This is a genomic window from Pseudomonas sp. Con_6, from assembly GCF_059379395.1.
In genome coordinates, this window is the sequence record NZ_CM182011.1 from 4,125,375 (window position 1) to 4,149,485 (window position 24,111).

Here is a 24,111-nt window from a genome sequence, read left to right on the forward strand (position 1 = left end):
AATTGATCTCTTACAGGAAACTTTTAAGCTGAGTCAAACAGTGTCGTAGGCATCTCATCGGGGTCATTAACACCCTGCACACCAGCCTGTCGTGCCCCAGCATTCAAGGAGCGCCGGCCGGCGTCTGAGCTGTCTCGTCCAATCCAGCAAGTTACTACAGCTTGGGAGTACCAGAAGCATGAGCAAAACCCTGAAGATCGCGGCTATCGCTGGTGATGGGATCGGTAGAGAGGTAATGCCAGAGGGGCTCAGGGTGCTGGAAGCCGCGGCCCAACGTTTCGACTTCGGCCTGGAGTACCACATCTTCGAATGGGCGAGCTGCGACTACTACATCGAGCACGGCAAGATGATGCCCGATGACTGGAAGGAGCAGCTCTCGGGTATGGACGCAATCTTCTTCGGCGCGGTCGGCTGGCCCGACACTGTGCCAGACCACATTTCTCTGTGGGGGTCGCTGCTCAAGTTTCGACGTGAGTTCGATCAGTACATCAACCTTCGGCCGGTACGACTCTTCGACGGTGTGCCCTGCCCTCTGGCTAATCGCAAGCCAGGTGACATCGACTACTACGTGGTCCGCGAAAACACCGAAGGGGAATACACTTCTCTGGGTGGGATCATGTACGAGAACACGGAGCGAGAGATCGTCATACAGGAATCGGTCTATTCGCGCCAAGGCGCCAATCGCCTTCTGAAGTACGCGTTCGACCTGGCGCAAAGCCGTCCACGTAAGCATGTAACGCTGGCAACCAAAAGCAACGGCGTCGCGATCAGCATGCCCTGGTGGGATGCACGCGCCGATGACGTTGCCAAGGGCTATCCCGAGGTCACTTTGGACAAGCAGCACATCGACATCCTGGCCGCACGCTTTGTGTTGCAGCCTGGTCGTTTCGACGTGGTTGCCGCAACCAACTTGTTTGGTGACATCCTGTCCGATCTGGGGCCTGCTACAACCGGCACTATTGGTATTGCCCCCTCCGCCAACCTCAATCCTGAGCGCAACTTCCCCAGCCTGTTCGAGCCGGTGCACGGCTCCGCGCCGGACATCTACGGGCAAAACATTGCAAACCCCATCGCCATGATCTGGTCGGGCGCACTGATGCTGGATTTCCTGGGGCAGCGAGAGGCGCACGATGCCATTCTTCAGGCTATTGAGCATGTGCTGAAGACGGGCCCTCGAACTCGAGATCTTGGCGGAACCGCATCGACCACGGAAATCGGTGAGGCGATCGCCTGTCTTGTTTGAGCAAGTGAAAAGCCGCGCAACACAGGGCAGCTCTTCTTCAAATGTGAGTGCCGAGGTTGCGCCGTTATCGGCGCAGCCCCATGCGCGCGGCTACTCCCCAGAAGTGGGCAGTACCTTCAAGAGATCGAGCTACCCACCAGCTTCGCTTCCAGGTCCTTGATCCGTCCCTGCATCTCTTGCAGCTCGACTTTGGCCTCGTTGATATCCTCGAAAACGCTGATGAGGTATTCCGGCGAGCCGTCGAGCGTCCTCTGAATGGAGGTCCTAACCCTTACCCACCTGTAACTGCCATCGCTGCAGAGAATGCGTTTATCGACAACGTAACGGTTGATCGAGCCCGCCAACAGCTGATTGAGCATGCTCAGGTTGCGCGCCAAATCATCGGGGTGGGTGATCTCTTGAAAGCTCAAGGCACCCAGCTCTTGCGGGGTGTAACCTAGTAGCTCACATAGGCTGTCGTTGACACGCTGCCACCGTCCATCCAGCTGGATGAATGCGAGAGCGCCTCCTGTCAGTTCGAAGATCGAGCGGAACCGCTCCTCACTATTTCGCAGCTCTTCCTCCACCAGCTTTCTGGCGGTGTTATCCATGCTTATGCCGACGACTTTGATTGGTCGGCCCGCAGAGTCGTGCACAACCGTCGAGCGGGACGAGATCCACCGCACGCTCATATCCGGCTGGTACATCCGGTAGTCATAGTCGCAGTTCTCCCCGGAAGCGATGATCCGGTCGTACATCGCCTGCATCGCCGCAACGTCCTGCTCGGGGAGGTGGCGCCAAAAGTCTTCGTTTGAGCTGATGGTCCAGCCGTAGACATCCTGCACGTTTGACGAATAGGTAACCTCGTCGCTGATCAGGTTCCACTCCCAGGTAACGATACGCGCCGCTTCCTGGGCAAGCTTCATTCGCGCTTCGCTTTCCATGATCTCAGCAGCGTAGCGCCGGCGTAGATCTGTCATTGGCAACTCAACGGGCTCGGCATTCTGAACGCTGTTCAGCGCTTCCTGGCCGTAGCGGAGCCAGATCCAATTAACGCGAAGAAAGTCGGCAAGTTTTCGCAGATTGTCGTAGTCAATCTCGCCGCCTTTGGTCCATTTATGGACGGCGGTGCGGGAAATGCCGAGTGCGGTACCGACCGCCTGAAGGGTCAGCTTATTGTGCTCAAGCAACTCCTTGAGACGGAAGGCGAAGCTGTTTTCCTGCATGAGGTAACGGTCCGAGAAGGGCTTGGCTGCCAGTATACACATCTGTTAACCCATGGGTTACAGACTGAGGTAGGCAAGCTCTTAGCTAGGACCTGAAGCGCAGCGGCGCTGCCCATTCAGGCGTCGCCGCACGCTGGGGCGGGAGCTTAGAGATCAATGACCAATCGGGAACCACGTGCCCGGGAGACGCAAATCATCATGGTTTTCTGGGATGCTTTCTCTTCGTCCGAGAGGTATTGATCGAAGTGCTCAGCTTCGCCTTCGAGGATGCGTGTTTCGCACGTACCGCAAACACCCTCACGGCACAGGCATTCGACCTGAGCGGCTTTGACGTTTTCGATCGCCTGAATAATGGACATGCCTTCTTCAACCTGCAGCTCTCGCCCGGACTTTCCGAGCACAAGCGTAAATGCACCGCCCGCAGCCGGAGTGGCAGCGAACTGCTCGAAGTGTACCCGAGCATCTGCAATGCCTGCGGCCTTGGCTCCCTCAATAACTGCGTCGATCAGAGGCTTAGGGCCACACACATATACGTGGGCATCTTCGGCCAGGCCTGCGAACAGAGCGACTAGGTCCAGACGACGTCCCTGGCTATCGACGTACAGGCTGACGCTTTGCGCATGCGGGCCGTCCACCAGTTGACCTTGGAATGCGCCGTGGTCGGGGCTACGAAACGCATAATGAAGCTCGTACGGAGTGCTTCCCCCTTCCAGTTCGTGAAGCTGTGACATGAAAGGTGTAATCCCGATACCACCGGCGATCATCACGTGCTTGCCCGCGGAAGAGTCGAGACCGAACAGGTTGTTCGGTCTCGAGATTGTCAGCTGGGTACCGACCTCAACCTTTTCATGCATGAAGGCGGAACCACCCTTGGATTGCTCCTCCAACCGCACCCCGATCTGGTAGTGGGAAAGATCTCGGGGATCGCTCATTAAGGAGTAAGCATTGCTGAGGCCTTCCGCCATCTTCACGATCACGTGGCTACCACCAGTGAAGGCCGGCATTGGCTGGCCATCGGCTCGCGCAAGCGTGAAACGCTTGATCTGCGGAGTCGCTTGTTCAACCTCAATCACTTGCACACTGAACATCTCGTAAGAACTGGCCATCTTGCACCTCAACTCCGCACAGGGCGACGGCCTCGCCACCCTGGCATTACTTCTTCGGATCGTAGGTCCGGATTGAACGATAGGTATGGACTGCCCCGCCCTTACGGCGGGGGCACTTTATTAGTCCAGGTGAGCAACCGCGATGAGGTTGTGGAAGTGAGCGATGCCGTGTTCGCTGATACCGGAACGCTCTTTGTCGACCATGATGCGGCCTTGGCCACGGTAGCCTCGCGACTTGAGGCCCTTCTGCACGCTTTCAACCAGTCGCAGGTCTTCTGGACGGAAGACTTCGCGGTACCAGTCGATCAGCACCTGCTGCTCTGGCGTGATTTCCTTGTTGAGGAAGTAAATGTCGTAGTGCTGCAGAGTGGTCTCTGCATCGACAGGGAACTCATAGATGACAGTCATGAAGTTCGCTCCTGGCGGCACGTTGAACATCGTGCACGGCCAGGCCCAATAGCCGGCGAAAGAAGGGTCCTTCACCGACTCGTCTACCTTGAACGATTGTTCGGAGGATTTGGCGACGCCGTACTGCAGAGTCCAGTTGCCATGGAGCGTATGACCGTACTGACCAACGTCTACCGAGTCGGCAAAGCTTGGGTGCGCCGGGCCGCAGTGGTAGCACTCCAGATAGTTATCAACAATCGACTTCCAGTTTGCCGGCGTGTTGCTCACGAAGCGGGCAGCCAACTGCAGGTCGTCGATAACTGTACAAGCATCGCGCATGCTCTTTTGCAGGCCTGGCAACTGGTCTTCCACAGACCCTGCATCATTGTCCATGTTGATCCAGATGAAGCCTGCATACTCCTCGACGCGCAGTTGGACGAGGCTGTAATCGCCTTTGTCGAAGGCTTCGACCTGATCGCAGTTGCGAACGTGAGTCAGGTCACCATCCAGCTTGAAGGTCCAGGCGTGGTACGGACATGCGATCACGTTCTTGGCTTTTCCGCTGCCTTGAAGCAACTGATGCCCACGATGCGGACACACGTTGTAGAAGGCGCGCAGCACGCTGTCGCGCCCGCGAAGCACGATGATGCTTTCACCAATCACCTCGCGAGTGATGTAGTCATTGTTCTCTGCCACCTCACTTCGATGGCCGACACAGATCCAGCTATGAGCAAAGATCTGCTCCTTCTCGTGCTCGAACACTTCCTGGTTGGTGTAGAACGTGGCCGGGATGGTGAAGGCCTTTTCATGATTGCTGCAAAAATCAGCCGGCAGGCGTTGGAATTTGGTCATCTCTTTCTCCAGGCTGCGCAGTGCGCGTTTTGTAAGTCTTGGTTAACTGGCACCTGCCAGTTAACACGTCGGGCAAAAAAAACCTGCAGCGGCATTAACCGAGGGGTAGGCAATACCGCGCAGGAAATCATTGAGCCAACTCGGCTTGCGCTACGAGGGGCTTGGCTACCTGGCTTTCGGTTACTGGTTGCTCTTCTCGCGCCATGGCAGCCGCTTCTTCTTCAATACGGTGGGCAGGTACAGAGCCATAATCGGCCAGCATCCACTTGAAGAAGCCATAGACCTTGATAAGTAGGATCACGGTGAACGGAATCGCGGTCAGCACTACTGCTGTCTTCATGGTCGACAGCGATGCTTTGGCGAACAGCATCGCCAGTGGGACCAGTGTCAGGGTTACGCACCAGAACAGGCGGTGAGTAGGCGACGGATCTTCACCTTCTTGCAGATTACGAGTACTGGTCGCCGCTACGGCATAAGCGGCAGCGTCCATGTGAGATGCACAGAAGACCGCCATGATGAACAGATATACAGCCAGGAATGCCTTGCCCCAAGGCAGACTCATGAGCACGGCTTCAACCGCACTTTCACCACCGTGTTCCGTCAGAATCTTCGGCACGTCGATCGCGCCAGTGATGAACTGGTGCATGCTGTAGCTTTCCAGAGCGCCGAAGAAGAACCAGCAACCGACGCTGCCACCCAGGATCAGAGCGAGAACAACTTCTTTGATCTGGCGGCCGCGGGACACGCGGGTTACGAACATCGCCACACCCGGTGCGTATGAAACCCACCAGAGCCAGTAGAACACGGTCCAATTACGCGTAAATTCACCTTCACCGGCAGGGTCGGTGAACAGGCTCATGTGCACGTAGTTCTGGATCATCAGGCCAATGCCGTTGGCCGTATTGTTGATAGTGAATTGGGTAGGGCCGACCAGCAGCACCACGGCGGCAAAGACGAGCGCGCCGTAGCAGACGATCTTGCTGAGCTTCTGCAACCCTCCGTCAATGCCGATGTACGAGCTCAGCGAGAACAGGATCGCGATTACGCCAATCAGCATGACCTGGACGGTGAAGGTATCAGGCGTACCAACTAAGCCCGACAAGCCACGGGTCAGCGTCGAAGCGGTAAGGGCCAGCGATACCGTTAATGCGCCCATCATGGTGAGCAGGAAGATCAGGTCCACGATACGGCCGACAGGCCCGGTAGCCTTGAGCCCAGTAACGGCCTCAACAATCGAGGCGAGGTTCAGGCCACTCTTCTTACGGACATGGAAGTGGTAAGCCATGGCCAGCGACGCCAAGGCGTAGATAGACCAGGCGCTGATCCCCCAATGGAAGAACGAATAGCCGACGCTGTACTCGAGTGCTTCACGCGTTTGCGGGGCAATGTTCAAACCAGGGGTCTGGTAGTAGTAGGCCCACTCCATGACGCCCCAGTACAGGGTCGAAGAACCCATGCCCGCGCAGATGAACATGAATACCCAGGTGGTGGTCGCGTACTCGGGCTTACCGGATCCGAGGCGGATGTTCCCGTACTTGCTGAACGCGATGAATAGCACCGCAATGGTGCTGCCGAAGATGATCATCTGCACGGCAGTGCCGAACGAACGTGTGGACCATTCAAAGAGTTGGTTGGCAGCTACGCCGGCTTGCTCAGGGAAGACGGCTAGGCCGAGTACGGTCAGCAGGACGGCGATCAGGCTCATGGTGATGAGGAACACATCAACCTTTTTGTTGAGGTAGGACATCAGGTGACTCCCAGGACGTTTTTGTTTTTTTGTCACATCCAAACGCAGGCTCGGGATGACGACGTACTCTTGCGCGTCGTAACCAGTGGTTAACTGCAATCCCGTGGTTAACAGTCTGCGATCAATTTTTGGGTTTCGCAAGAACCTTTCGTCCTTGGTATACCGCTGCAAGGGAAGGCAGAAGCCAGAGATGAGAGAACTTGAAAGGATAAAGCAGGAATTTTGCAGGCAAATTCGACGAACAGGAAATAAGCCAGAAATTCTGGTCAAGCTGTTCAGTGGCAAAAAACGGTAAGCGCGTCGTCCAGCACCCGGTCGCATCGTTCCTTGGGTGCAGCTGGTCTTTGTAGGCGTTTAGCACTCAATGGCAGCAATGGGTCGAAAGCGGCCAGTGGAGACCGGCTGTTTCCGACCCATTGCAGCCCTTCGGCGGTCGGCAAGGATCGGCCAGAAACGGCCGCTCGATTTCTTCCTATCAAACGCGAACGTAAGGTTTGTTTCTTAGCTCTTGCTCAGGGCACGGATAAAGTCCTACCGCCCACCTTATGTGATTGATGAACAGACCTCATGAACCCTTGCCAACTTACCCGTCTAGTCCCCACTCGATAGCTCGCTTACTGTTCTCCCAACACCAGATATCGGGAGATCCAGATGCACAAGCGCGTACTCGGCAACAGTTCACTCGAAGTGTCCGCCCTGGGCTTGGGTTGCATGGGCTTGAGCCATGGCTACGGCCCGGCGACTGACACACAACAGGCCATTGCGCTGATCCGATCGGCGTTTGACCGGGGCGTCACGTTCTTCGACACCGCCGAGGTTTACGGCCCCTACCTGAACGAACAGGTGGTGGGCGAAGCCCTGGCACCGGTGCGCGATCAAGTGGTCATCGCCACCAAGTTCGGCTTCACCTTCGGCGACGACAATAAGCAGCAGATTCTCAACAGCCGCCCCGAGCACATCCGGGTCGCGGTCGAGGGCTCTTTGCGTCGGCTGAGGACCGATTACATCGATCTGCTTTACCAGCACCGTGTCGATCCGGACGTGCCGATCGAGGACGTCGCCGGCGTGGTGAAGGACTTGATCGGCGAAGGCAAGGTCAAGCACTTCGGCCTGTCGGAGGCCGGTGCGCAGACCATTCGCCGTGCACACGCGGTGCAGCCGGTCGCAGCGCTGCAAAGCGAATACTCATTGTGGTGGCGCGAGCCTGAGCGGGAAATCCTGCCGACGCTTTGGGAACTGGGCATCGGCCTGGTGCCATTCAGCCCACTGGGCAAAGGCTTTCTCACCGGCACGGTGTCAGCGCAAACCACTTACGGCAGCGACGATTTCCGCAGCATCGTCCCGCGTTTCAGCCAGGCGGCCCTGCAAGCCAATCAGGACCTGGTGGTGTTGATCCGTCAGATCGCCGCGCAGAAACAGGCCACACCCGCGCAGATCGCCCTGGCATGGCTGCTCGCGCAGGCACCGTGGATCGTGCCGATTCCGGGGACGACCAAACTGCCTCGCCTGGAAGAAAACCTCGGCGGCGCGGATATCACGCTCGACGCCGCCGAACTCAAGGTGATCGATGCCGCACTGGCGCAGATCCGCATTGAAGGCGAGCGCTATCCCGAGGCCCTCAAGGCGCGAGTCGGCAGATGAACGACGATCATGATCCGCTGCGCCGCACGGTGATCGCCGCGCTGGCCAGCGCCCCGCTGCTGTCGCTCGCCGACACGCGAGGCGCCAGTGAAATACCGCGCTCAGGCTCGCGGATTCTGGTCGCGTACTTCTCGCGCTCGGGCAATACCCGCGTCGTTGCAGGGCTGATCCAGCGTGGCCTGGGTGCCGATCTCTTCGAGATTCGCCCGGCCCACGCCTACCCCGAGGACTATCTGCAAACCGTGGCGCAGGCGCGCCAGGAACGTGACAGCGGCTTCGAACCCGAGCTGCAAGACAAGGTTCACGCCCTCGAAGACTACGACACGATCTATCTCGGCTTTCCGATCTGGGGTGAAACCGCCCCGCCCATCGTGCGCGCCTTTCTCAGCGCCCACGACCTGACCGGCAAGACCCTCATCCCCTTCAATACCCACGGCGGATATGGCTTGGGCAACAGCCGCAGCGTGCTGGTCGGGCACGCACCGAAGGCCAGGGTTCTGGAAGGCTTCGTGATGGAGAGCGAGCAGGAGCGCAAGACCATGGAACGCGTGAACGGCTGGCTGAGCGATCACCCCCTCACGCCACTCACATCTGACCGGAGTTGACCCGATGAACCGATTGATCGCGCCACTCGTGGCTTTGTCATTCATGGCGGCAGAATCCCAGGCCGCCAGCGAAATCCGCGTGACGCCGAACGGCTCGCAGCCCTCGGTCAAGGGCGCGGCGCAAAACTTTACCGGCACGGTGCGGGTTGATGGCCTGTTCAAGGGCGAGCCGCCGGCGCGCGGTCAATGAAGTTACGGAATATGTCGAAGCTGGTGGTCCGGCACCTTGGTCGCAAACCGTCATACGCCGCCCAGGCCCCGCATCAGCGGGGTCGCTCCCGAATTGCAGCGGTTCTGGTCATGTCGATTCATGAATTCTGCTCAGAGGTCCATGCGCAATTCCGGGGTTAATCGACACAACCATCCTCCGTACGATCCAGCGACACCGCAGTGACCCGCATGGAGCCTTTCACGATGACCACTGACGCACGCAACAGCACTGCCCTCCCCGCACTCATGGCGCTTTGTCTGGGCCTCGGGGCGATGTTCAGCGTTACCACTCAAGCAGCCGAGGCATCGCAGACCATGACCACCACGCCCGCCAGCGCAGCCACCTTGTCGCGCCAGCAACAAACGATTCCCCTGATCGCCGCGTTCATGGCGACCAGCGACATGCCCAACCTCAACACCGCGCTCAATCAAGGGCTCGATGCCGGCCTGACCATCAGCGAAACCCGGGAAATCCTGGTGCAGCTGTACGCCTACGTGGGCTTCCCGCGCAGCCTCAACGCCTTGAACGAGCTGATGACGGTGGTGCAGGCACGCAAACAGCGCGGTATCGAAGACGCGCCAGGTCGTGAGCCGAGCCGGACGATTCCGGTCGGGGATGAGCTGCTGGCCGCCGGCACCGCGAATCAAACCAGGATCTCCGGCGCCCCGGTCAAAGGCCCGGTGTTCGAGTTCGCTCCGGTGATCAACCGGTTCCTGCAAACCCACCTGTTCGGCGATATCTTCGAGCGCGACAACCTCGACTGGCAGAGCCGCGAACTGGCGACCGTCGGGGCGCTGGCGGCAACGCCAGGAGTCGAGCCGCAATTGCGCTCGCACATGGCGGCGAGCCTGCGCGTCGGTCTGAGCACAGCACAGTTGCACGAGGTCGCGGAACTGCTGAAAAAACATGGCGATGCACAGACGGCTGAACGCGCCAACAACGCGTTGACCCAAGCCCTCGCGGCTTCGGGGCAATGACATGAAATCTGCAAAGTACCTGCTGGGCATCACGCTGTTGAGCCTGTTGGCGGCCTGCGCGAGCCACCTTGAAAATGGCCCGGCTCTGGCGTGACGCAGTCAATCGCCACGGCGGTGATGTGCGACTGATCCACCTGCCGGAGATCGGCATTCACGGCAATACCCACTTCCCCATGTCGGATCTGAACAACGTGCAGATCGCTGACCTGGTGGCGCAATTCCTCAAGGAAAACCAGCTGGACTGACCCAGACACTTTTGCAACTGCCGCCCTTTTGATTGCTCAGGAGCTTCACGTGAAAAACACTCTCAAAGCCACGTTCATGTCGGCATTGGTCGGCCTTTCGGCGGGCGAAGCCTTGGCCGCCGATTACAAGAAGAACCCGTTCACCCTCGCCTACGACGGCGCGATCAGCAAGAACGAACCGGGCAAGGTCAACATCCATCCGGTCAGCTACAAGCTCAACGGCCTGGATATCGCCGCCAACGTATACACCCCGGCCAACTATGACGCGAAGAAGACCTACCCGACCGTGGTCGTTGCACATCCCAATGGCGGTGTGAAAGAACAGGTCGCCGGCCTGTATGCCCAACGCCTGGCCGAACAGGGCTACATCACCATCACGGCCGATGCGGCGTATCAGGGGGGCAGCGGTGGTCAGCCTCGCAGCATCGATAAACCGGCGTATCGCATCGAAGACATTCACGGCATGGCCGACTTCATCAGCCAGTTTGCCGGCGTCGATGACAAGCGCCTGGGCCTGCTCGGCATCTGTGGTGGCGGTGGTTATGCGTTGGCGGCAGCGCAAACCGACAAACGCTTCAAATCGCTGGCAACGGTGAGCATGTTCAACTCAGGAAGGGTACGTCGCAACGGCTACAACGACTCGCAAATGGACAGCATTCAGCAACGCCTGCAACAGGCGTCAGCCGCTCGGGCGCAAGAAGCGGCCGGCGGCGCGGTGCTGTATTCGGGCGATGCCAACCTCACCGACGAGCAGATTGCCAAACTGCCCTTCGAGCTGTATCGCCAAGGCTATGAGTACTACTGGAAGACCCACGCGCACCCGAACTCGACCTTCAAGTACACCACCAGCAGCCTGGTCGACTTGATGCGTTTCGACGCCACTGACCATATCGAGCTGATCAACCAACCGTTGCTGATGATCGCCGGCAGCAAAGCCGACAGCCTGTACATGACGCAGGACGCCTTCCCCAAAGCCACCGGCACCACCGACAAGGAAGTGTTTATCCTCGACGGCGCGACGCACATCGAAACCTATTGGGTGCCGCGTTATGTCGATGCCGCAATTGGCAAGCTGGCCGCGTTTTACGGCCGCACCTTGTAGTCGACTCTCCTGGGTGTCGCGCATCCGTGTGCAACCTGCTTTCATGGATTAATCCCGCGCCCATCATGAGAGGTTCTCATCAATGTCCCGCGCCAATCTCAACGACCTGCAAGCCTTCGTGGTCATCACCCGCGAAGGCAGCTTCACCCGCGCGGCCGCCCAGCTTGGCGTCTCGCAGTCGGCGCTGAGCCACACCATGCGTGCCCTGGAAAGCCGACTGGGCGTGCGCCTGCTGACGCGTACCACACGCAGCGTTTCGCCTACCGAGGCGGGTCAGCGGCTGTATCAGTCGATGGCGCCGCGGTTCGATGAGATCGAGCTCGAACTGGCCGCAGTCAGCGAGTTTCGTGACACTCCGGCAGGCAATGTGCGGATTCAGGCATCCGAACATGCCGCCAACAATATCCTGTGGCCCAAGCTGTTGAAGGTGCTTCCCGACTATCCGGACATCAAGGTCGAAATCACCGTCGACTACGCCCTCTCCGACATCGTCGCGCAACGCTATGACGCCGGTGTACGCCTGGGAGACCAGGTGGCCAAGGACATGATCGCCGTTCCTATAGGACCACCCTTGCGCATCGCGGTCGTGGGCTCACCCGAGTATTTCAGACAGCGGCCGGTGCCGAAGGAGCCCGGTGATCTGGCCGGGCAAAATTGCATCAATCTGCGCCTTCCCACCCATGGCAACCTGATGCAATGGGATTTTGAAAAGGATGGTCACGAACTGAAGGCCCGTGTCGAAGGGCAATGGACGTTCAACAGCAGCCTGCCGATCCTGCGCGCGGCCGTAGCGGGATGTGGCCTGGGTTTCCTGCCGGAAGACATGGTGGAGAACGCGCTGGCCGACGGCAGCCTTGTGCGGGTGTTGGAAGATTGGTGCCAACCCTTTGCCGGCTACCATCTCTACTACCCCAATCGCCGTGAACATTCATCGGCGTTTGGCGTTGTGGTTGACGCGTTACGCTACAGGCGCTGAGTCGTCGACCGTCAAGACGATCGCGGGTGAACCCGCACACAAGGATACGCATTGGCCGGAAGTTCGGTGGCTCGACCATGAGGATGATGATTGACATCCAATTTGGATGACGAATAACATCCACCCCATCGCCCACCCACACAGGACCGCGATCCATGCACCTCCAATCCGTCTTCGACTACCTCAGCCCCTACGCCTACCTCGCCAACACCCGCCTCCCCGGCCTGGACCACCCCGTCGACTACCTGCCCATCGACATCCTCGCGGTGATGAAGCAAGTCGGTAACCAGCCCTCCCCAGCCTGTCCGCCCAAGCTCAAGTACTCCGGCATCGACGCCACCCGCTGGGCCGCGCTGTACCAGGTGCCGTTCGCCCCCAATAGCGCGCTGTTCCAGGCAATTCGCGCAGGCCATCTCGACAGCGCCCTGCTGATCCGCGCCGCCATCGCCGCGCAGCAAACCGGCGTCTTCGAAACCTTCCACCCCGCCCTGTTCGCCGCCGTCTGGGCCAGCACCACCGATCTCACCAACAGCGAAGCCCGCCAAGACTTCCTGCAAACCCTGAACATCGACACCGACCTCTGGCACCTCGCCGATACCCCGGCCATCCACGCCCAACTGGCCGCCAACAACGCCCAGGCCGTCGAAAAGGGCGTGTTCGGCGTCCCCACCTTCTTCTGCAACGACGAAATGTTCTTCGGCAACGACCGCCTCGACTTCGTCCGTGCCGCCCTCACCCAAGCAAAAGGAGTTTGACCATGACCACCAAGAAACTGGCCATCGTGACCGGCGTAGGCCCCGGCACCGGCGCTTCCATCGTTCGCCGCCTGGTCGCCGACGGCTACCGCGTGGCGATGCTCGCGCGCAACGCCGAGCGCCTGGCAGAACTGGCCAGCGAGCTGCCGGACACCCACGCCTTCCCGGTGGACGTCACCAACAGCGAACGCCTGGAACAGACCCTCGACGATATCCAGGCCCAACTCGGCCACGCCGACGTCCTGGTGCACAACGCCGTCGGCGCCACCTTCGGCAACTTCCAGGAAATCGACCCGCAGGCCCTGGAAACCAACTTCCACACCAATGTCATGGCCCTGCTCCACCTGGCCCGCAAGCTCTCGCCGGCCATGGTCGACAAGGGCCAGGGCGCGATCATCGTCACCGGCAATACCTCGGCCCTGCGCGGCAAGGGTCATTTCGCCGGCTTCGCGCCGACCAAGGCGGCGCAGCGCATCCTCAGCGAATCCATCGCCCGCGATCTGGGACCGAAAGGCGTGCACGTGGCCTACCTGGTGATCGACGCAGTGATCGACATGGAATGGACGCGCAAGCTGCACCCGACCAAGCCGGACGAGTTCTTCATCCAGCCAGTGGACATCGCCGCCGAGGTCGCGCACCTGATCCAGCAACCGCGCAGCGCCTGGACCTTCCTCACCGAAGTACGCCCCTACGGCGAGACCTGGTGAGCTGAACCGCGTCCGGGGGCCGGGTGCTATCATCCGCCCCCGGACCACGCCACGAGGACAGCAACCATGGGCCATTCCCAAGCCAGCAAGCAGAACACCCACGAGCGCATCGTCAATCTGGCGGCGGAGCGCTTCTGCGAGCTGGGCCTCGACGGCCTGAGCATTGCCAACCTGATGAAGGAAGCCGGCCTGACCCACGGCGGCTTCTACAAGCATTTCGACTCCCGCGACCAACTGGTGGCCGAGGCGCTGGACGCGGCGTTCAAGCGTTCGGAAAACCCGGAGAAACTGGCCCGACACAGCTTCCAGGCCATGGTCGGCGACTACCTCAGCCCCGAGCACCGCGACGGCGTCGGCACCGGCTGCGCGGTGGGTGCGCTGGTCAGCGATATCGGCCGGGTCGAGGGCGAGGCCCGCGAGCTGTACACGCGCAAGCTGCGCGGCAACTTCAAGGGCATCGCCGCGCTGCTCGGCGGTAGCGAGGGCGAGAAGCGCAAGGAGGCCATCGTTGCCTTCAGCGCCATGGTCGGTGCCCTCGGCCTGGCGCGGGCCACCGGCGATGACGCGCTGTCCCGGGAAATCCTCGCCACCGTGCAGCAGTTCCTGCTGGACAGCTTCGGCGAAGACTGACGCCCGCCTCTACACTCTCCTGACAAGCAGCGGGAGAGCGTGGCATGAATGACACCGAAGTCCTGATCATCGGCGCCGGCCCCACCGGCCTGGTCCTCGCACTGTGGTTGAGCAAGCTGGGCGTGCGCCTGCGCATCGTCGACAAGGCCGCGGGACCCGGCACCACCTCCCGGGCGTTGGCGGTGCAGGCCCGGACGCTGGAGCTGTATCGCCAGCTGGACCTCGCCGACACCCTGGTCGAACGCGGCCACCAGGTGCCGGCGGCCAATCTCTGGGTCAGGGGCCAGCCAGCGGCCAAGCTGAACCTGCAGAACATCGGCGCCGGCCTGACGCCCTATCCCTTCCTGGAAATCTTCCCGCAGGACGAGCACGAGAAGCTGCTGATCGAGCGGCTGCAGGGCCTTGGTGTGCAGGTGGAATGGAACACCGAACTGCTCGAACTCCATCAGGACTCCCAGCAAACCCACGCCTACCTGCGCCGGGCCGATGGCAGCGAGGAAAACTGCGCCAGCGCCTATCTGGCCGGCTGCGACGGCGCCCGCTCGGCAGTGCGCAAGGCGCTGGAGATCGGCTTTCCCGGCGGTACCTATCAGCAGGTTTTCTATGTCGCCGATGTGCAGGCCTCGGGCCCGGCGCTGGATGGCGAGCTGCACGTGGACCTCGACGAAGCGGACTTCCTCGCCGTCTTCCCGCTGGCTGGTACGGGCCGCGCGCGGTTGATCGGCACGGTGCGCGACGAGCGCGCGGAACACCCGGAGAACCTGCGCTTCGAGGATGTCAGCAGCCGCGCCATCGAGCACATGAAGGTGCAGGTGGAGCAGGTCAACTGGTTCTCCACCTACCGGGTGCATCACCGCGTGGCCGAGCATTTCCGCCGCCATCGCGCCTTCCTGCTCGGCGACGCCGCCCATGTCCACAGCCCGGCCGGTGGCCAGGGCATGAACACCGGCATCGGCGATGCGATCAATCTGGCCTGGAAACTCGCCAGCGTGCTGCATGGCAAGGCTACCGATGAATTGCTGGTCAGCTACGAGATCGAGCGCAAGGCCTTTGCCGAGCGGCTGGTGGCGACCACCGACCAGGTCTTCAATTTCGTCAGCGCCAATGGCCGTATCGCCAACCTGCTGCGCACAAGACTGGCGCCGGTGCTGCTGTCACGGCTGGTGGCGCTGGGTTCGGTGCGTTCGTTCATGTTCCGCACGATTTCGCAGATCGGCCTCAACTACCGGCTGATGCCGTTGAGCTTCGGCACGGCGGGCCACGTCCACGGCGGCGACCGCCTGCCCTGGGCCCATGATGAAGCGGGGGACAATTTCGCCGAGCTGGCCAACCCCTGCTGGCAGGTGCATGTGTACGGCCTGGCCGGCAAGGACCTCACCGGCTGGTGCGCCGCGCGCAAGATCCCGCTGCAGGAGTTTCCCTGGAGCCCGGCCCATGAAGCTGCAGGGCTGGCGCGCAACGCCTTCTACCTGATCCGCCCGGACGGCTACGTGGCGCTGGCCGAGCCCTCTTCCTCCACGGCGGCGCTGGAGCGTTACTTCACCGAACGCTCGCTGGTGCCCTGCTGAGCCCCGAAGAAACGCCAGGTCGCATACAGGCACAGCAGCAGGCCGGCCACCGCCAGCAAACCGCCGACGCCACCGATGTACGCCAGGCCCACCTGGCTGACCACGATGCTGCCCAGCAGCGCGCCGCCGCCGATGCCGACGTTGTACAGCCCGGAGAACATGGCCATGGCCACGTCGGTGGCGTCGGAGGCCAGTTGCAGCACCTTGGACTGCAGGGCCAGGCTGAAGCACATGATCGCCATGCCCCACAGCGCGCTCAGCGCGCAGAGCAGCCACGGCACGCCGGCCAACGGCAGGAGCAGGGTCAGGCTGACCGCCAGGGCGGCGATGGCGCCGATCAGGAAGCCGCGAGGGAAACGCTCGCTGAAGTGGCTGAACAGGAAGGATCCGAAGATCCCCGCCCCGCCGAACACCAGCAGCAGGATGGTGGTCATTTCGCTGCTCATCGCCGCCACTTCCCGGGCGAACGGCTCGATATAGCTGTAGCCGGTAAACTGCGCGGTGATCACCAGCACCACCAGGGCGTACACCGACATCAGCGCCGGACGCTTGAGCAGGATCGGCAGGCTGCGCAGCGAGCCGGAATTCTGGCTGGGCAGCAGCGGCAGCGAGCGCAGCAGCCAGAGCAGGGTCGCCACCGAGACCACGGCGATACCGAGGAAGGTGGTGCGCCAGCCCAGCGCCTCACCCACCACCCGCCCCAGCGGAATGCCCAACACCATCGCCAGCGTAGTGCCAGTCGCCAACAGGCCGAGGGCCTTGGCCTGCTTGCCCGGCGGCGCCACGCGCACCGCAAGCGAGGCGGTGATCGACCAGAACACCGCATGCGCCAGGGCGATGCCCACCCGGCTGACCAGCAACATGCCGAAACTGCTGGCCACGCTCGACAGCACATGGCTGGCGCTGAACAGCACAAAGAGGAAGCCCAGCAGGCGACGGCGCTCGATATTGCGGGTCAGCAGCATCATCGGCAGCGAGGTCAGCGACACCACCCAGGCATACACCGTGAGCATCAGGCCGACCTGGGAACTGGGCATGTCAAAGCTGCGCCCGATATCGCTGAGCAGCGCCACCGGGACGAACTCGGTGGTGTTGAAGATGAAGGCGCCCAGCGCCAGGGCAAAAACACTGAGCCAGCTTCCATTGCGGGGTTCGACGGGGCTATTCATGCGGCGGACAAGGCTCCTGGAAACGGACAAATCGCGGACGTGACAAAGGCATCCATGAACCTTGGGTTCGGATGTGCCATGCGGTTGTTGTAGGAATGGGTGCGGCCGAGTCTACGTGAGCCGATCCCGCGTCGCAAACGCTTGCCACCCGCATTCTGGTCACCACGGGAAATCAGGCGCCAGAAATTCGCCAAAATTTCGACTTTCCTTTCCGATCATCTGCATCTCGGCGGATAACCGCGTGATAGAGCGGTGTTTTTGCCTATAAAACATCTTGAAACAACTAATGCGATGGCTTTTTGACGGAGTGGCAAATTGCTGCGCTATACATGAAAAAAAGTTCATTTTCTTGACACCCAGCACCCCGGAGGCCTTATGCAAGCACTGACCACTACCCTCGCCCGCATTCGCCGCAAGGGACTGCGCCGCACCTTCGCCACCCTGTGGCAGCGCCATGTGTTCTTCCATTGGGAGTTGCTGTGGATGGAGCGCGACCTGACCGCGCCGGTAGGCCCGCACAGCCTCAAGGAGCATCCGCCGGTGCGCCTGGTGACCATCACCGAAGCCAACGCCATCGCCTTCACCCGGCATTTTGGTGATCGTGTCGAGACCATGCGCGAACTGGCCCGCGAGGGGCATGTCGGGCATATGTACCTGGACGAGGCCGGTGATGCAGTGGCGTTCATCTGGGCCAGTACCCGGGATTATCACGACCGGCATTACTACGGCTGCACCTTCCCGGTGGCGGCTGGGGATTTCTTCGAGTTCGGCGGGGAGATGATCCCGGCCTACTTCGGCAGCCGGTTGTCGGTGGATGCCCAGGTCAACCTGTGGAAGACCATGACCGACTATGGCTGCACCCGGGTGGTGGATGTGGTGGAGACGCATAACGTCCCGGCGCTGAAGCTGCACCTGCGCATGGGTTATCACGAGCAGGGGCGCGTGGTGCATGTGTATGGGTTGTTCGGGCGCTGGAAGCTGTTTCGCGAGAGTCGCTATGAAGGGTCGCGGTTGTTGCCGCTGTGCCAGCCGAGGATGGCTCAGGTGGCAAAGGTCGAAATGGCTTGATGGATGAGATGAGATCATCTGTGGCAGGTGGATGATCGCTTGCCAAGGGCTTCAAGGTTGGCTTTGATGGCCTCACCGCAGGCTTCGCCAGCTCCCACAAGGTCCGCGGTGCATGCGGTCCCTGTGGGAGCTGGCGAAGCCTGCGATGAGGCCCTTGAATCCAGTACATTCCCTCCGGAGCCCCCAATGATCGCGGGAAAAACCATCCAGACCTGGTGCAACGCCCACCCCCTCATCGCCGACCTGGTCGCCCTGAACGAAACCACCTGGTTCAACCCCAACACCGCCCCGGTCGCCGAAGCCCTGCACGACGTCCCCCTGACCCGCGTCGACATGGATGACGCCAGCGCACGCCTGCAGCGCTTCGCCGCCTTCATCCAGTCGGCCTTCCCGCAGACCCGCGACAGCGGCGGCATCATCGAATCCCCGCTACATCCCCTGCCCGCCCTGCAAGCCCGGCTCGGCGTCGGCCCCGGCCAACTGTGGCTGAAAGCGGACAACGCCCTGCCCATCTCCGGCTCGATCAAGGCCCGCGGTGGCATCTACGAGGTCCTCGCCCACGCCGAGCGCCTGGCCCTGGAAGCCGGCCTGCTGCAACCCGGCGACAACTACGCCAAACTCGACAGCGACACCGCCCGCACCTTCTTCAGCCAGTACCGCATCGCCGTCGGCTCCACCGGCAATCTTGGCCTGTCCATCGGCATCATCAGCGCGCGCCTGGGCTTCCAGGCCACCGTGCATATGTCCGCCGACGCCCGCCAGTGGAAGAAGGACAAGCTGCGTGCCCACGGCGTGACCGTGGTCGAGTACCCCACCGACTACAGCGTCGCCGTCGCCGAGGGCCGACGCCAGGCCGAGGGCGATCCGTACTGCCACTTCGTCGATGACGAGAATTCCCGCCAGTTGTTCCTCGGCTACGCCGTCGCCGCCCTGCGCCTGCAAGGCCAGTTGCAACAGGCGGGCATCCAGGTGGACGCCGAGCACCCGTTGTTCGTCTACCTGCCCTGCGGCGTCGGCGGTGGTCCCGGCGGCGTGGCATTCGGCCTCAAGCAAGTGTTCGGCGACGCCGTGCACTGCCTCTTCGCCGAACCGACCCACTCGCCGTGCATGCTGCTCGGCGTGTACACCGGCCTGCACGAAGAAGTGTCGGTCTACGACTTCGGCATCGACAACGCCACCGCCGCCGACGGCCTCGCCGTGGGTCGGCCTTCGGGCTTCGTCGGGCGGACCATGCAGCGCCTGATCGATGGCTACTACACCGTCAGCGACGACAACCTCTATCGCCTGCTCGCCCGGATGGAAGCCAGCGAAGGCCTGCGCCTGGAGCCCTCGGCCCTGGCCGGCGTGCCGGGCATGCAGCGGGTGCTGGAAGAAACCCAGGGCTATCGCCAGCGACTCGGCCTCAGCGAACAGCATATGGCCAATGCCACCCACCTGGTCTGGGCCACTGGCGGCAGCATGGTGCCGACCGAGGAAATGGACGCCTACCTGGCTACCGGCCGCGCGCTGCTGGACGCACACTGATGCTCAATCTCCCACCGCTGCTGGCTTCGCGCCTGGGCAGCAGCCAGTTCGCCAACCTTCACACTTTCCTGGTCGCGGCGCGGCACCTGAGCTTCGCCCTCGCCGCCGAGGAACTGTGCCTGACGCCCAGCGCGGTCAGCCACCGCATCGCGCGGCTGGAACAGGCGCTGTCGCTGCGCCTGTTCGAACGCCTGACGCGGCGCATCCGCCTGACCGCTGAGGGCGAACGGATCTACGGGATCCTGCGCGACACCGTCGCGGCCCTCGACGATGCCCTGCGACCGCAAGGGGCTGGTGTCGCCGGCGCGGTGGTGCTGTATGCCCACCCGTCCATCGCCAGCGACTGGCTGGTGCCGCGGCTGGCGGATTTCCACCAGCGCTACCCGGAGATCGCCCTGGACCTGCGGGTGGGCAACGAGCGCCTGGATTTTCGCAGTAGCAGCATCGACCTGGCGCTGGTGTACGCCCGTGACGAGTACCCGGGGCTGGTCAATGAGCGGCTGATGGATGAAGCGGTGACGCCGGTGTGCAGTCCAGGCTATGCCGAGCAATTCGCGCTGTTCGAGGATCCGCACAACCTTCGCCATTGCACGCTGCTGCATGATGCCCTGGCCTGGGAGCATGCGGCGTTCGATGCGGAGTGGAGGGAATGGGCGCGAACGCATGGATTGGAGAACGAGTTGCCCACGCGCCGAATGACCTTCGATCGCTCGGACCTGTGTGCCAAAGCAGCGCTGGATGATGTCGGCGTGGCGATGGGGCGGCGACGCCTGGTGGCGCGCTACTTGAAGGCGGGGGCGCTGTTGGCGCCGTTTGGGGATTTCAGTGAAGCCGCAGATTGTGCCTATTGGCTGGTCTACCCGCCGGGGCGGGCTTTGTCAGTACAGGCCAGCGCCTTGCAGGAATGGCTGCGGGTGCAGAGTCGCCCTTGAGGGCCCCATCGCCGGCGTTGCCGGCGATGGGCCGCAAGGCGGCCCCGGGGTTACCGGATCAAGGCGCAGGATTCGGCTGCTGCACATGGATCGCCTCGATCCCCTGCAGCAGTTCCTCGGTCAGCTTCACCTCGACGCTACCCAGGTTGCTCTGCAACTGCTCAAGGGTGGTGGCACCAATGATGTTGCTGGTCAGGAACGGCCGGCTGGTGACATAGGCCAGCGCCAGTTGCGCGGGATCGACACCGTGCTCTTGCGCCAAGGCGACATAGGCTGCGGTCGCCCGCTCCACCTGCGGGTTGTTGTAGCGCTGGAAACGGTCGAACAGCGCCAGCCGCGACTTCGCCGGGCGAGCTCCATCGAGGTACTTGCCCGACAGCACGCCAAAGGCCAGCGGCGAATACGCCAGCAAGCCCACGTTCTCGCGAATGGAAATCTCCGCCAGGCCTACCTCGTAGCTGCGGTTCAGCAGGCTGTAGGGGTTCTGGATCGACACCGCGCGCGGCCAGCCGCGAGTCTCGGCCAGGTGCAGGAAGCGCGACACGCCCCACGGGGTTTCGTTGGACAGGCCGATATGACGGATCTTGCCGGCCTTGACCAGGTCGTCCAGCACTTGGAGGGTGTCCTCGATGGCAATGGCTTCATCGGCGGCGTCATGCACGTAACCCAACTGGCCGAAGAAATTGGTCTGGCGGTCCGGCCAGTGCAACTGGTACAGGTCGAGGTAATCGGTCTGCAGGCGCTTGAGGCTGTCCTCCAGCGCCGCGGTGATATTGGCCCGGTCCAGCCGCGCATTGCCGCCACGGATATGGTCGATGCGGTGCGGGCCGGCCACCTTGCTCGCCAGTACCCAGTCCTGGCGGCCTCCATGGCGGGCGAAGTAGTTGCCGATGATGCGCTCGGTCTCGCCATAGGTCTTCGCGATCGGCGGCACCGGGTACATCTCGGCGGTGTCGATGAAGTTGACCCCGGCCTCACGGGCCACCTGGATCTGTTCGAAGGCCTCGGACTCGCTGTTCTGCTCACCCCAGGTCATGGTGCCGAGGGCGATGGCGCTGACGGCGATGCCGCTGTTGCCCAGTTGACGCTTTTCCATGAATCACTCCTTGGTCGAAACGGCTGCTGTCCGGCGCGGATATTGGCCCGGACAGGCTGCACATCATAACTGCGTTGGCCACCCGCCTGCTTGTCCTGGTTCGCCACCTTCGGCGGGGAAAGGAGGTAACCTGACCACTCAGTCACGAATTCCCGCTCCATCCAGCATCCACAAGGCTTTGCTAAGTACGCAAAGCTATTTTCCGGACGAAAAACAGCGAATTATTCATTTGCGGATTCATAACGCCACTACTAAGGTTCGAGCACCCGGCGCTCACAAGGAAGTGGCACCACAGTGTCAGTGACGCGCTTGACACCACCTCAGGGAAGACACCCATGGCGACTCAAGATTTCGTTCGAGCGGTGCGTCACGCTGTTCTCACTCTGGCCGTGCTCGCCCCCTTCGCGAGCCCTCCGGTCCAGGCCGTTCCCAAGGCGCTCAGCGTCGAGTACCAGGCCGACCTCAAGGCCCTGGACGCCGAAGTCCCGCCCGGCGTGCCCTACCGTCTCGACCTGGCCAACCCGCTGCACTACCGCTACGTCACCGAAACCTTCAAGCGCGCCGGGAAAACCCCGGACAACTCGCCGCAACTGTTCCGTACCCTGGAAATCGGCCGTGATACCGGTCTCGAAGCCCTCAAGAAGTCCGGCAAGCAAGCGTCCCGGGCGATAGCAGCCAGCAGCGAGACCAGCGACGGCATCGAGAACCTCAACTTCATCGCCACCTTCTCACAGGACAACGGCGTCGCCTCGGCCCAACTCAAGGCCAGCGCCCAGCCGGGCTACCAGGCCAAGGCGCAGGCCCAGGCCAACAGCCAGCCCGGCTACCAGGCCACGGGGATTTCCTCGGTCAACGGCGGCACCACCACCACCTCCATCGTCATGGAGCTGTATGAAGTGGAGACCGGCAAGGTCTACGCCACCCAGTCCCAGACCCAGTACGGCCAGGGCACCGATTTCCGCGTGCAGGTCGCCGGCCTGGTGCCCAGCGCCGACGGCAACCCGACCACCCAGGCCAAGGGCCTGTTCTACTACTACCCGGCCAACGCCAGCCCGATCGACCCGCCGGTGGTCTACGTGCAGACCTTCCAGGACACCCTGAACCCGACCAGCGCCTGCCTCAACCAGCCCAACTACTGCGTGCGCAGCAACGGCAACTGTACCGGCAGCTACGAAACCAGCTGCACCAACACCAAGGCCAACACCACCGCGATCAAGCTGTGCTGGTATCGCGGCAGCCAGCAGGAGTGCGATTACTGGAACTCCACCGCGCACCCGACCAACTTCGTCTTCCCGCTGTCGGGCTCGGCGACCTTCCCCAACACCGTGGTCTCGCCACCGGCCGGGGTCACCTCGATCTACCTGCAGAACCCCGGCGGCGGTGGCTGCAAAGTGTACTTCCAGCAGGGCACCGTGCTCGAACAGCAATACTGGACGGCCAACGGCAGCACCATCTCGTGGAACTACCCGGCCTCGGCCTTCCCCAACACGGGTAACTGCATCAACTATTACGACGGCACCACCGCCTACCTGTGGGTCACCGCCTATGTCGCGCTGAACGGCAGCCAGGGCCAGGAGCCGCCGTTCGGCACCCTGAACTTCACCAGCGACCGTACCTACCTCGGCACCCCCGGGGTGAACATCATCCCGCCGCTGTACATCATGCAGGGCTGCCTGGCCGAAGGTACCGAGATCACCCTCGCCGACGGCAGCCGCCGCGCGGTCGAAGCCTTCACCGGCAAGGGCGGCGAATCGGTGAAGAGCGCCGACGGCAAGGCCAGTGAAGTGCACGGCACCACTGCGGGCACCGAGCCGCATCCGATGATCCGGATCAAGACCGACGGCGGGCAGAACGTGCTGGTTACCCGCACCCACCCGATGATCCTCGCCAACGGCCTGCCGGTGCAGGCGCGCTACCTGCAGGTCGGCGACGTGCTCTCGACCCTCGACGGCAGCGCTGCCATCACCTCTCTGGAGCAGGAAGACTACAAGGGCAAGGTGCACAACCTGCTGGTCCAGCCCTACCCCACCGCCGGAACCTACTACGCCGGCGGCCTGCTCACCGGCGACGCCAACATGCAACAGGCGCTGGCCTCGGTCAGCAACCGCCAGCCCAAGCGCAGCGACGCGGAGATCCGCTCCAGCCTGCCGAAGGAATGGCTGCGCGACTTCGACAACGACCACAAGTAAGGCCAAGGGTGCGGGTAGCGGATTACACGAACCTTGTGGGAGCAAGCTTGCTCGCGAATGGCTGCGAAGCAGCCACCGGACCTGAGCCCGCGGTGTGCCCGACAAAACCGGGACTCAGGTTCTACGACGGCTGCGCCGCCGTTCGCGACGGTTCGGCGCTCCCACCAGGTCCCGGG

Annotated in this window: 20 protein-coding genes and 2 pseudogenes; 16 read left to right on the forward strand and 6 right to left on the reverse strand. The window is 62.0% G+C overall.

From position 1 onward, the window contains the following. Positions 1-178: 178 nt before the first annotated feature. Positions 179-1,243: a tartrate dehydrogenase gene (locus AC5QPF_RS18245; RefSeq protein WP_196135673.1), complete on the forward strand. Its 1,065-nt coding sequence runs from the start codon at positions 179-181 to the stop codon at positions 1,241-1,243. Positions 1,244-1,359: 116 nt separating this feature from the next. Here AC5QPF_RS18245 and AC5QPF_RS18250 read toward each other — a convergent pair whose 3' ends face one another. The 4 genes from AC5QPF_RS18250 to AC5QPF_RS18265 form a co-directional block, all read right to left on the reverse strand. Continuing rightward, a complete protein-coding gene (locus AC5QPF_RS18250; protein WP_494959227.1) occupies positions 1,360-2,448 on the reverse strand; it encodes a PAS domain-containing protein in 1,089 nt (362 codons plus the stop codon). 146 nt (positions 2,449-2,594) lie between these two features. After that, the gene (locus AC5QPF_RS18255; RefSeq protein ID WP_494959228.1) at positions 2,595-3,554 is read right to left on the reverse strand and encodes a 2Fe-2S iron-sulfur cluster-binding protein; all 960 of its coding nucleotides are present in this window, start codon (positions 3,552-3,554) and stop codon (positions 2,595-2,597) included. A 120-nt stretch (positions 3,555-3,674) separates the two neighbouring features. After that, positions 3,675-4,793 carry an aromatic ring-hydroxylating oxygenase subunit alpha gene (locus AC5QPF_RS18260; RefSeq protein WP_196135676.1) on the reverse strand — a complete coding sequence of 373 codons (1,119 nt, stop codon included), beginning with the start codon at positions 4,791-4,793 and terminating at the stop codon, positions 3,675-3,677. 127 nt (positions 4,794-4,920) lie between these two features. Further along, a complete protein-coding gene (locus AC5QPF_RS18265) occupies positions 4,921-6,540 on the reverse strand; it encodes a BCCT family transporter (RefSeq protein WP_494959229.1) in 1,620 nt (539 codons plus the stop codon). A gap of 651 nt (positions 6,541-7,191) precedes the next feature. Here AC5QPF_RS18265 and AC5QPF_RS18270 point away from each other — a divergent pair. The 11 genes and pseudogenes from AC5QPF_RS18270 (at position 7,192) to AC5QPF_RS18320 (ending at position 15,957) form a co-directional block, all read left to right on the forward strand. Further along, positions 7,192-8,181 carry an aldo/keto reductase gene (locus tag AC5QPF_RS18270; protein WP_494959230.1) on the forward strand — a complete coding sequence of 330 codons (990 nt, stop codon included), beginning with the start codon at positions 7,192-7,194 and terminating at the stop codon, positions 8,179-8,181. Beyond that, positions 8,178-8,786: a flavodoxin gene (locus tag AC5QPF_RS18275; RefSeq protein WP_494959231.1), complete on the forward strand. Its 609-nt coding sequence runs from the start codon at positions 8,178-8,180 to the stop codon at positions 8,784-8,786. The genes AC5QPF_RS18270 and AC5QPF_RS18275 overlap by 4 nt, the downstream gene beginning before the upstream one ends. A 4-nt stretch (positions 8,787-8,790) precedes the next feature. Further along, positions 8,791-8,967 (forward strand): annotated as a pseudogene (locus AC5QPF_RS18280) ((R)-mandelonitrile lyase); the annotation flags it as partial. Between the two features lie 233 nt (positions 8,968-9,200). Further along, positions 9,201-9,974 (forward strand): carboxymuconolactone decarboxylase family protein, encoded by a 774-nt coding sequence (locus AC5QPF_RS18285; protein ID WP_494959232.1) that lies wholly within the window; start codon positions 9,201-9,203, stop codon positions 9,972-9,974. A 59-nt stretch (positions 9,975-10,033) separates the two neighbouring features. Then, positions 10,034-10,219 (forward strand): annotated as a pseudogene (locus tag AC5QPF_RS18290) (alpha/beta hydrolase); the annotation flags it as partial. Positions 10,220-10,268: 49 nt separating this feature from the next. Beyond that, complete coding sequence (locus tag AC5QPF_RS18295; protein ID WP_494959233.1) at positions 10,269-11,321, forward strand: CocE/NonD family hydrolase; 1,053 nt, start codon at positions 10,269-10,271, stop codon at positions 11,319-11,321. A gap of 82 nt (positions 11,322-11,403) precedes the next feature. Beyond that, positions 11,404-12,297, forward strand: a complete 894-nt coding sequence (locus AC5QPF_RS18300; RefSeq protein WP_494959234.1) for a LysR substrate-binding domain-containing protein — start codon at positions 11,404-11,406, stop codon at positions 12,295-12,297. A gap of 155 nt (positions 12,298-12,452) precedes the next feature. Further along, a complete protein-coding gene (locus AC5QPF_RS18305; RefSeq protein ID WP_494959235.1) occupies positions 12,453-13,052 on the forward strand; it encodes a DsbA family protein in 600 nt (199 codons plus the stop codon). Positions 13,053-13,054: 2 nt separating this feature from the next. Continuing rightward, positions 13,055-13,759, forward strand: coding sequence for an SDR family NAD(P)-dependent oxidoreductase (locus AC5QPF_RS18310; RefSeq protein WP_494959236.1), 705 nt, complete (start codon positions 13,055-13,057; stop codon positions 13,757-13,759). Positions 13,760-13,825: 66 nt separating this feature from the next. After that, positions 13,826-14,389 carry a TetR family transcriptional regulator gene (locus AC5QPF_RS18315; protein WP_494959237.1) on the forward strand — a complete coding sequence of 188 codons (564 nt, stop codon included), beginning with the start codon at positions 13,826-13,828 and terminating at the stop codon, positions 14,387-14,389. Positions 14,390-14,433: 44 nt separating this feature from the next. Next, positions 14,434-15,957 carry an FAD-dependent monooxygenase gene (locus AC5QPF_RS18320; RefSeq protein WP_494959238.1) on the forward strand — a complete coding sequence of 508 codons (1,524 nt, stop codon included), beginning with the start codon at positions 14,434-14,436 and terminating at the stop codon, positions 15,955-15,957. Here the strand turns inward: AC5QPF_RS18320 and AC5QPF_RS18325 are convergent. Continuing rightward, positions 15,924-17,126 (reverse strand): sugar transporter, encoded by a 1,203-nt coding sequence (locus AC5QPF_RS18325; RefSeq protein ID WP_494959239.1) that lies wholly within the window; start codon positions 17,124-17,126, stop codon positions 15,924-15,926. The two genes, AC5QPF_RS18320 and AC5QPF_RS18325, sit on opposite strands and share 34 nt — an antisense overlap. Positions 17,127-17,501: 375 nt before the next feature. Between AC5QPF_RS18325 and AC5QPF_RS18330 the strand changes: the two genes are divergently transcribed. From AC5QPF_RS18330 to dsdC, 3 genes are all read left to right on the forward strand, one after another. Beyond that, positions 17,502-18,194 (forward strand): N-acetyltransferase, encoded by a 693-nt coding sequence (locus tag AC5QPF_RS18330; RefSeq protein WP_494959240.1) that lies wholly within the window; start codon positions 17,502-17,504, stop codon positions 18,192-18,194. A gap of 186 nt (positions 18,195-18,380) precedes the next feature. Continuing rightward, complete coding sequence (dsdA, locus tag AC5QPF_RS18335) at positions 18,381-19,718, forward strand: D-serine ammonia-lyase (protein ID WP_494959241.1); 1,338 nt, start codon at positions 18,381-18,383, stop codon at positions 19,716-19,718. Beyond that, entirely contained in the window at positions 19,718-20,650 is a 933-nt protein-coding gene (gene dsdC / locus AC5QPF_RS18340; protein ID WP_494959242.1) for a DNA-binding transcriptional regulator DsdC, read from the forward strand. Before dsdA ends, dsdC begins: the two co-directional genes overlap by 1 nt. A 58-nt stretch (positions 20,651-20,708) precedes the next feature. Here dsdC and AC5QPF_RS18345 read toward each other — a convergent pair whose 3' ends face one another. Continuing rightward, positions 20,709-21,746, reverse strand: a complete 1,038-nt coding sequence (locus tag AC5QPF_RS18345) for an NADP(H)-dependent aldo-keto reductase (protein WP_494959243.1) — start codon at positions 21,744-21,746, stop codon at positions 20,709-20,711. Between the two features lie 335 nt (positions 21,747-22,081). Between AC5QPF_RS18345 and AC5QPF_RS18350 the strand changes: the two genes are divergently transcribed. Then, complete coding sequence (locus tag AC5QPF_RS18350) at positions 22,082-23,935, forward strand: Hint domain-containing protein (protein WP_494959244.1); 1,854 nt, start codon at positions 22,082-22,084, stop codon at positions 23,933-23,935. The last annotated feature ends 176 nt before the right edge of the window (positions 23,936-24,111 follow it).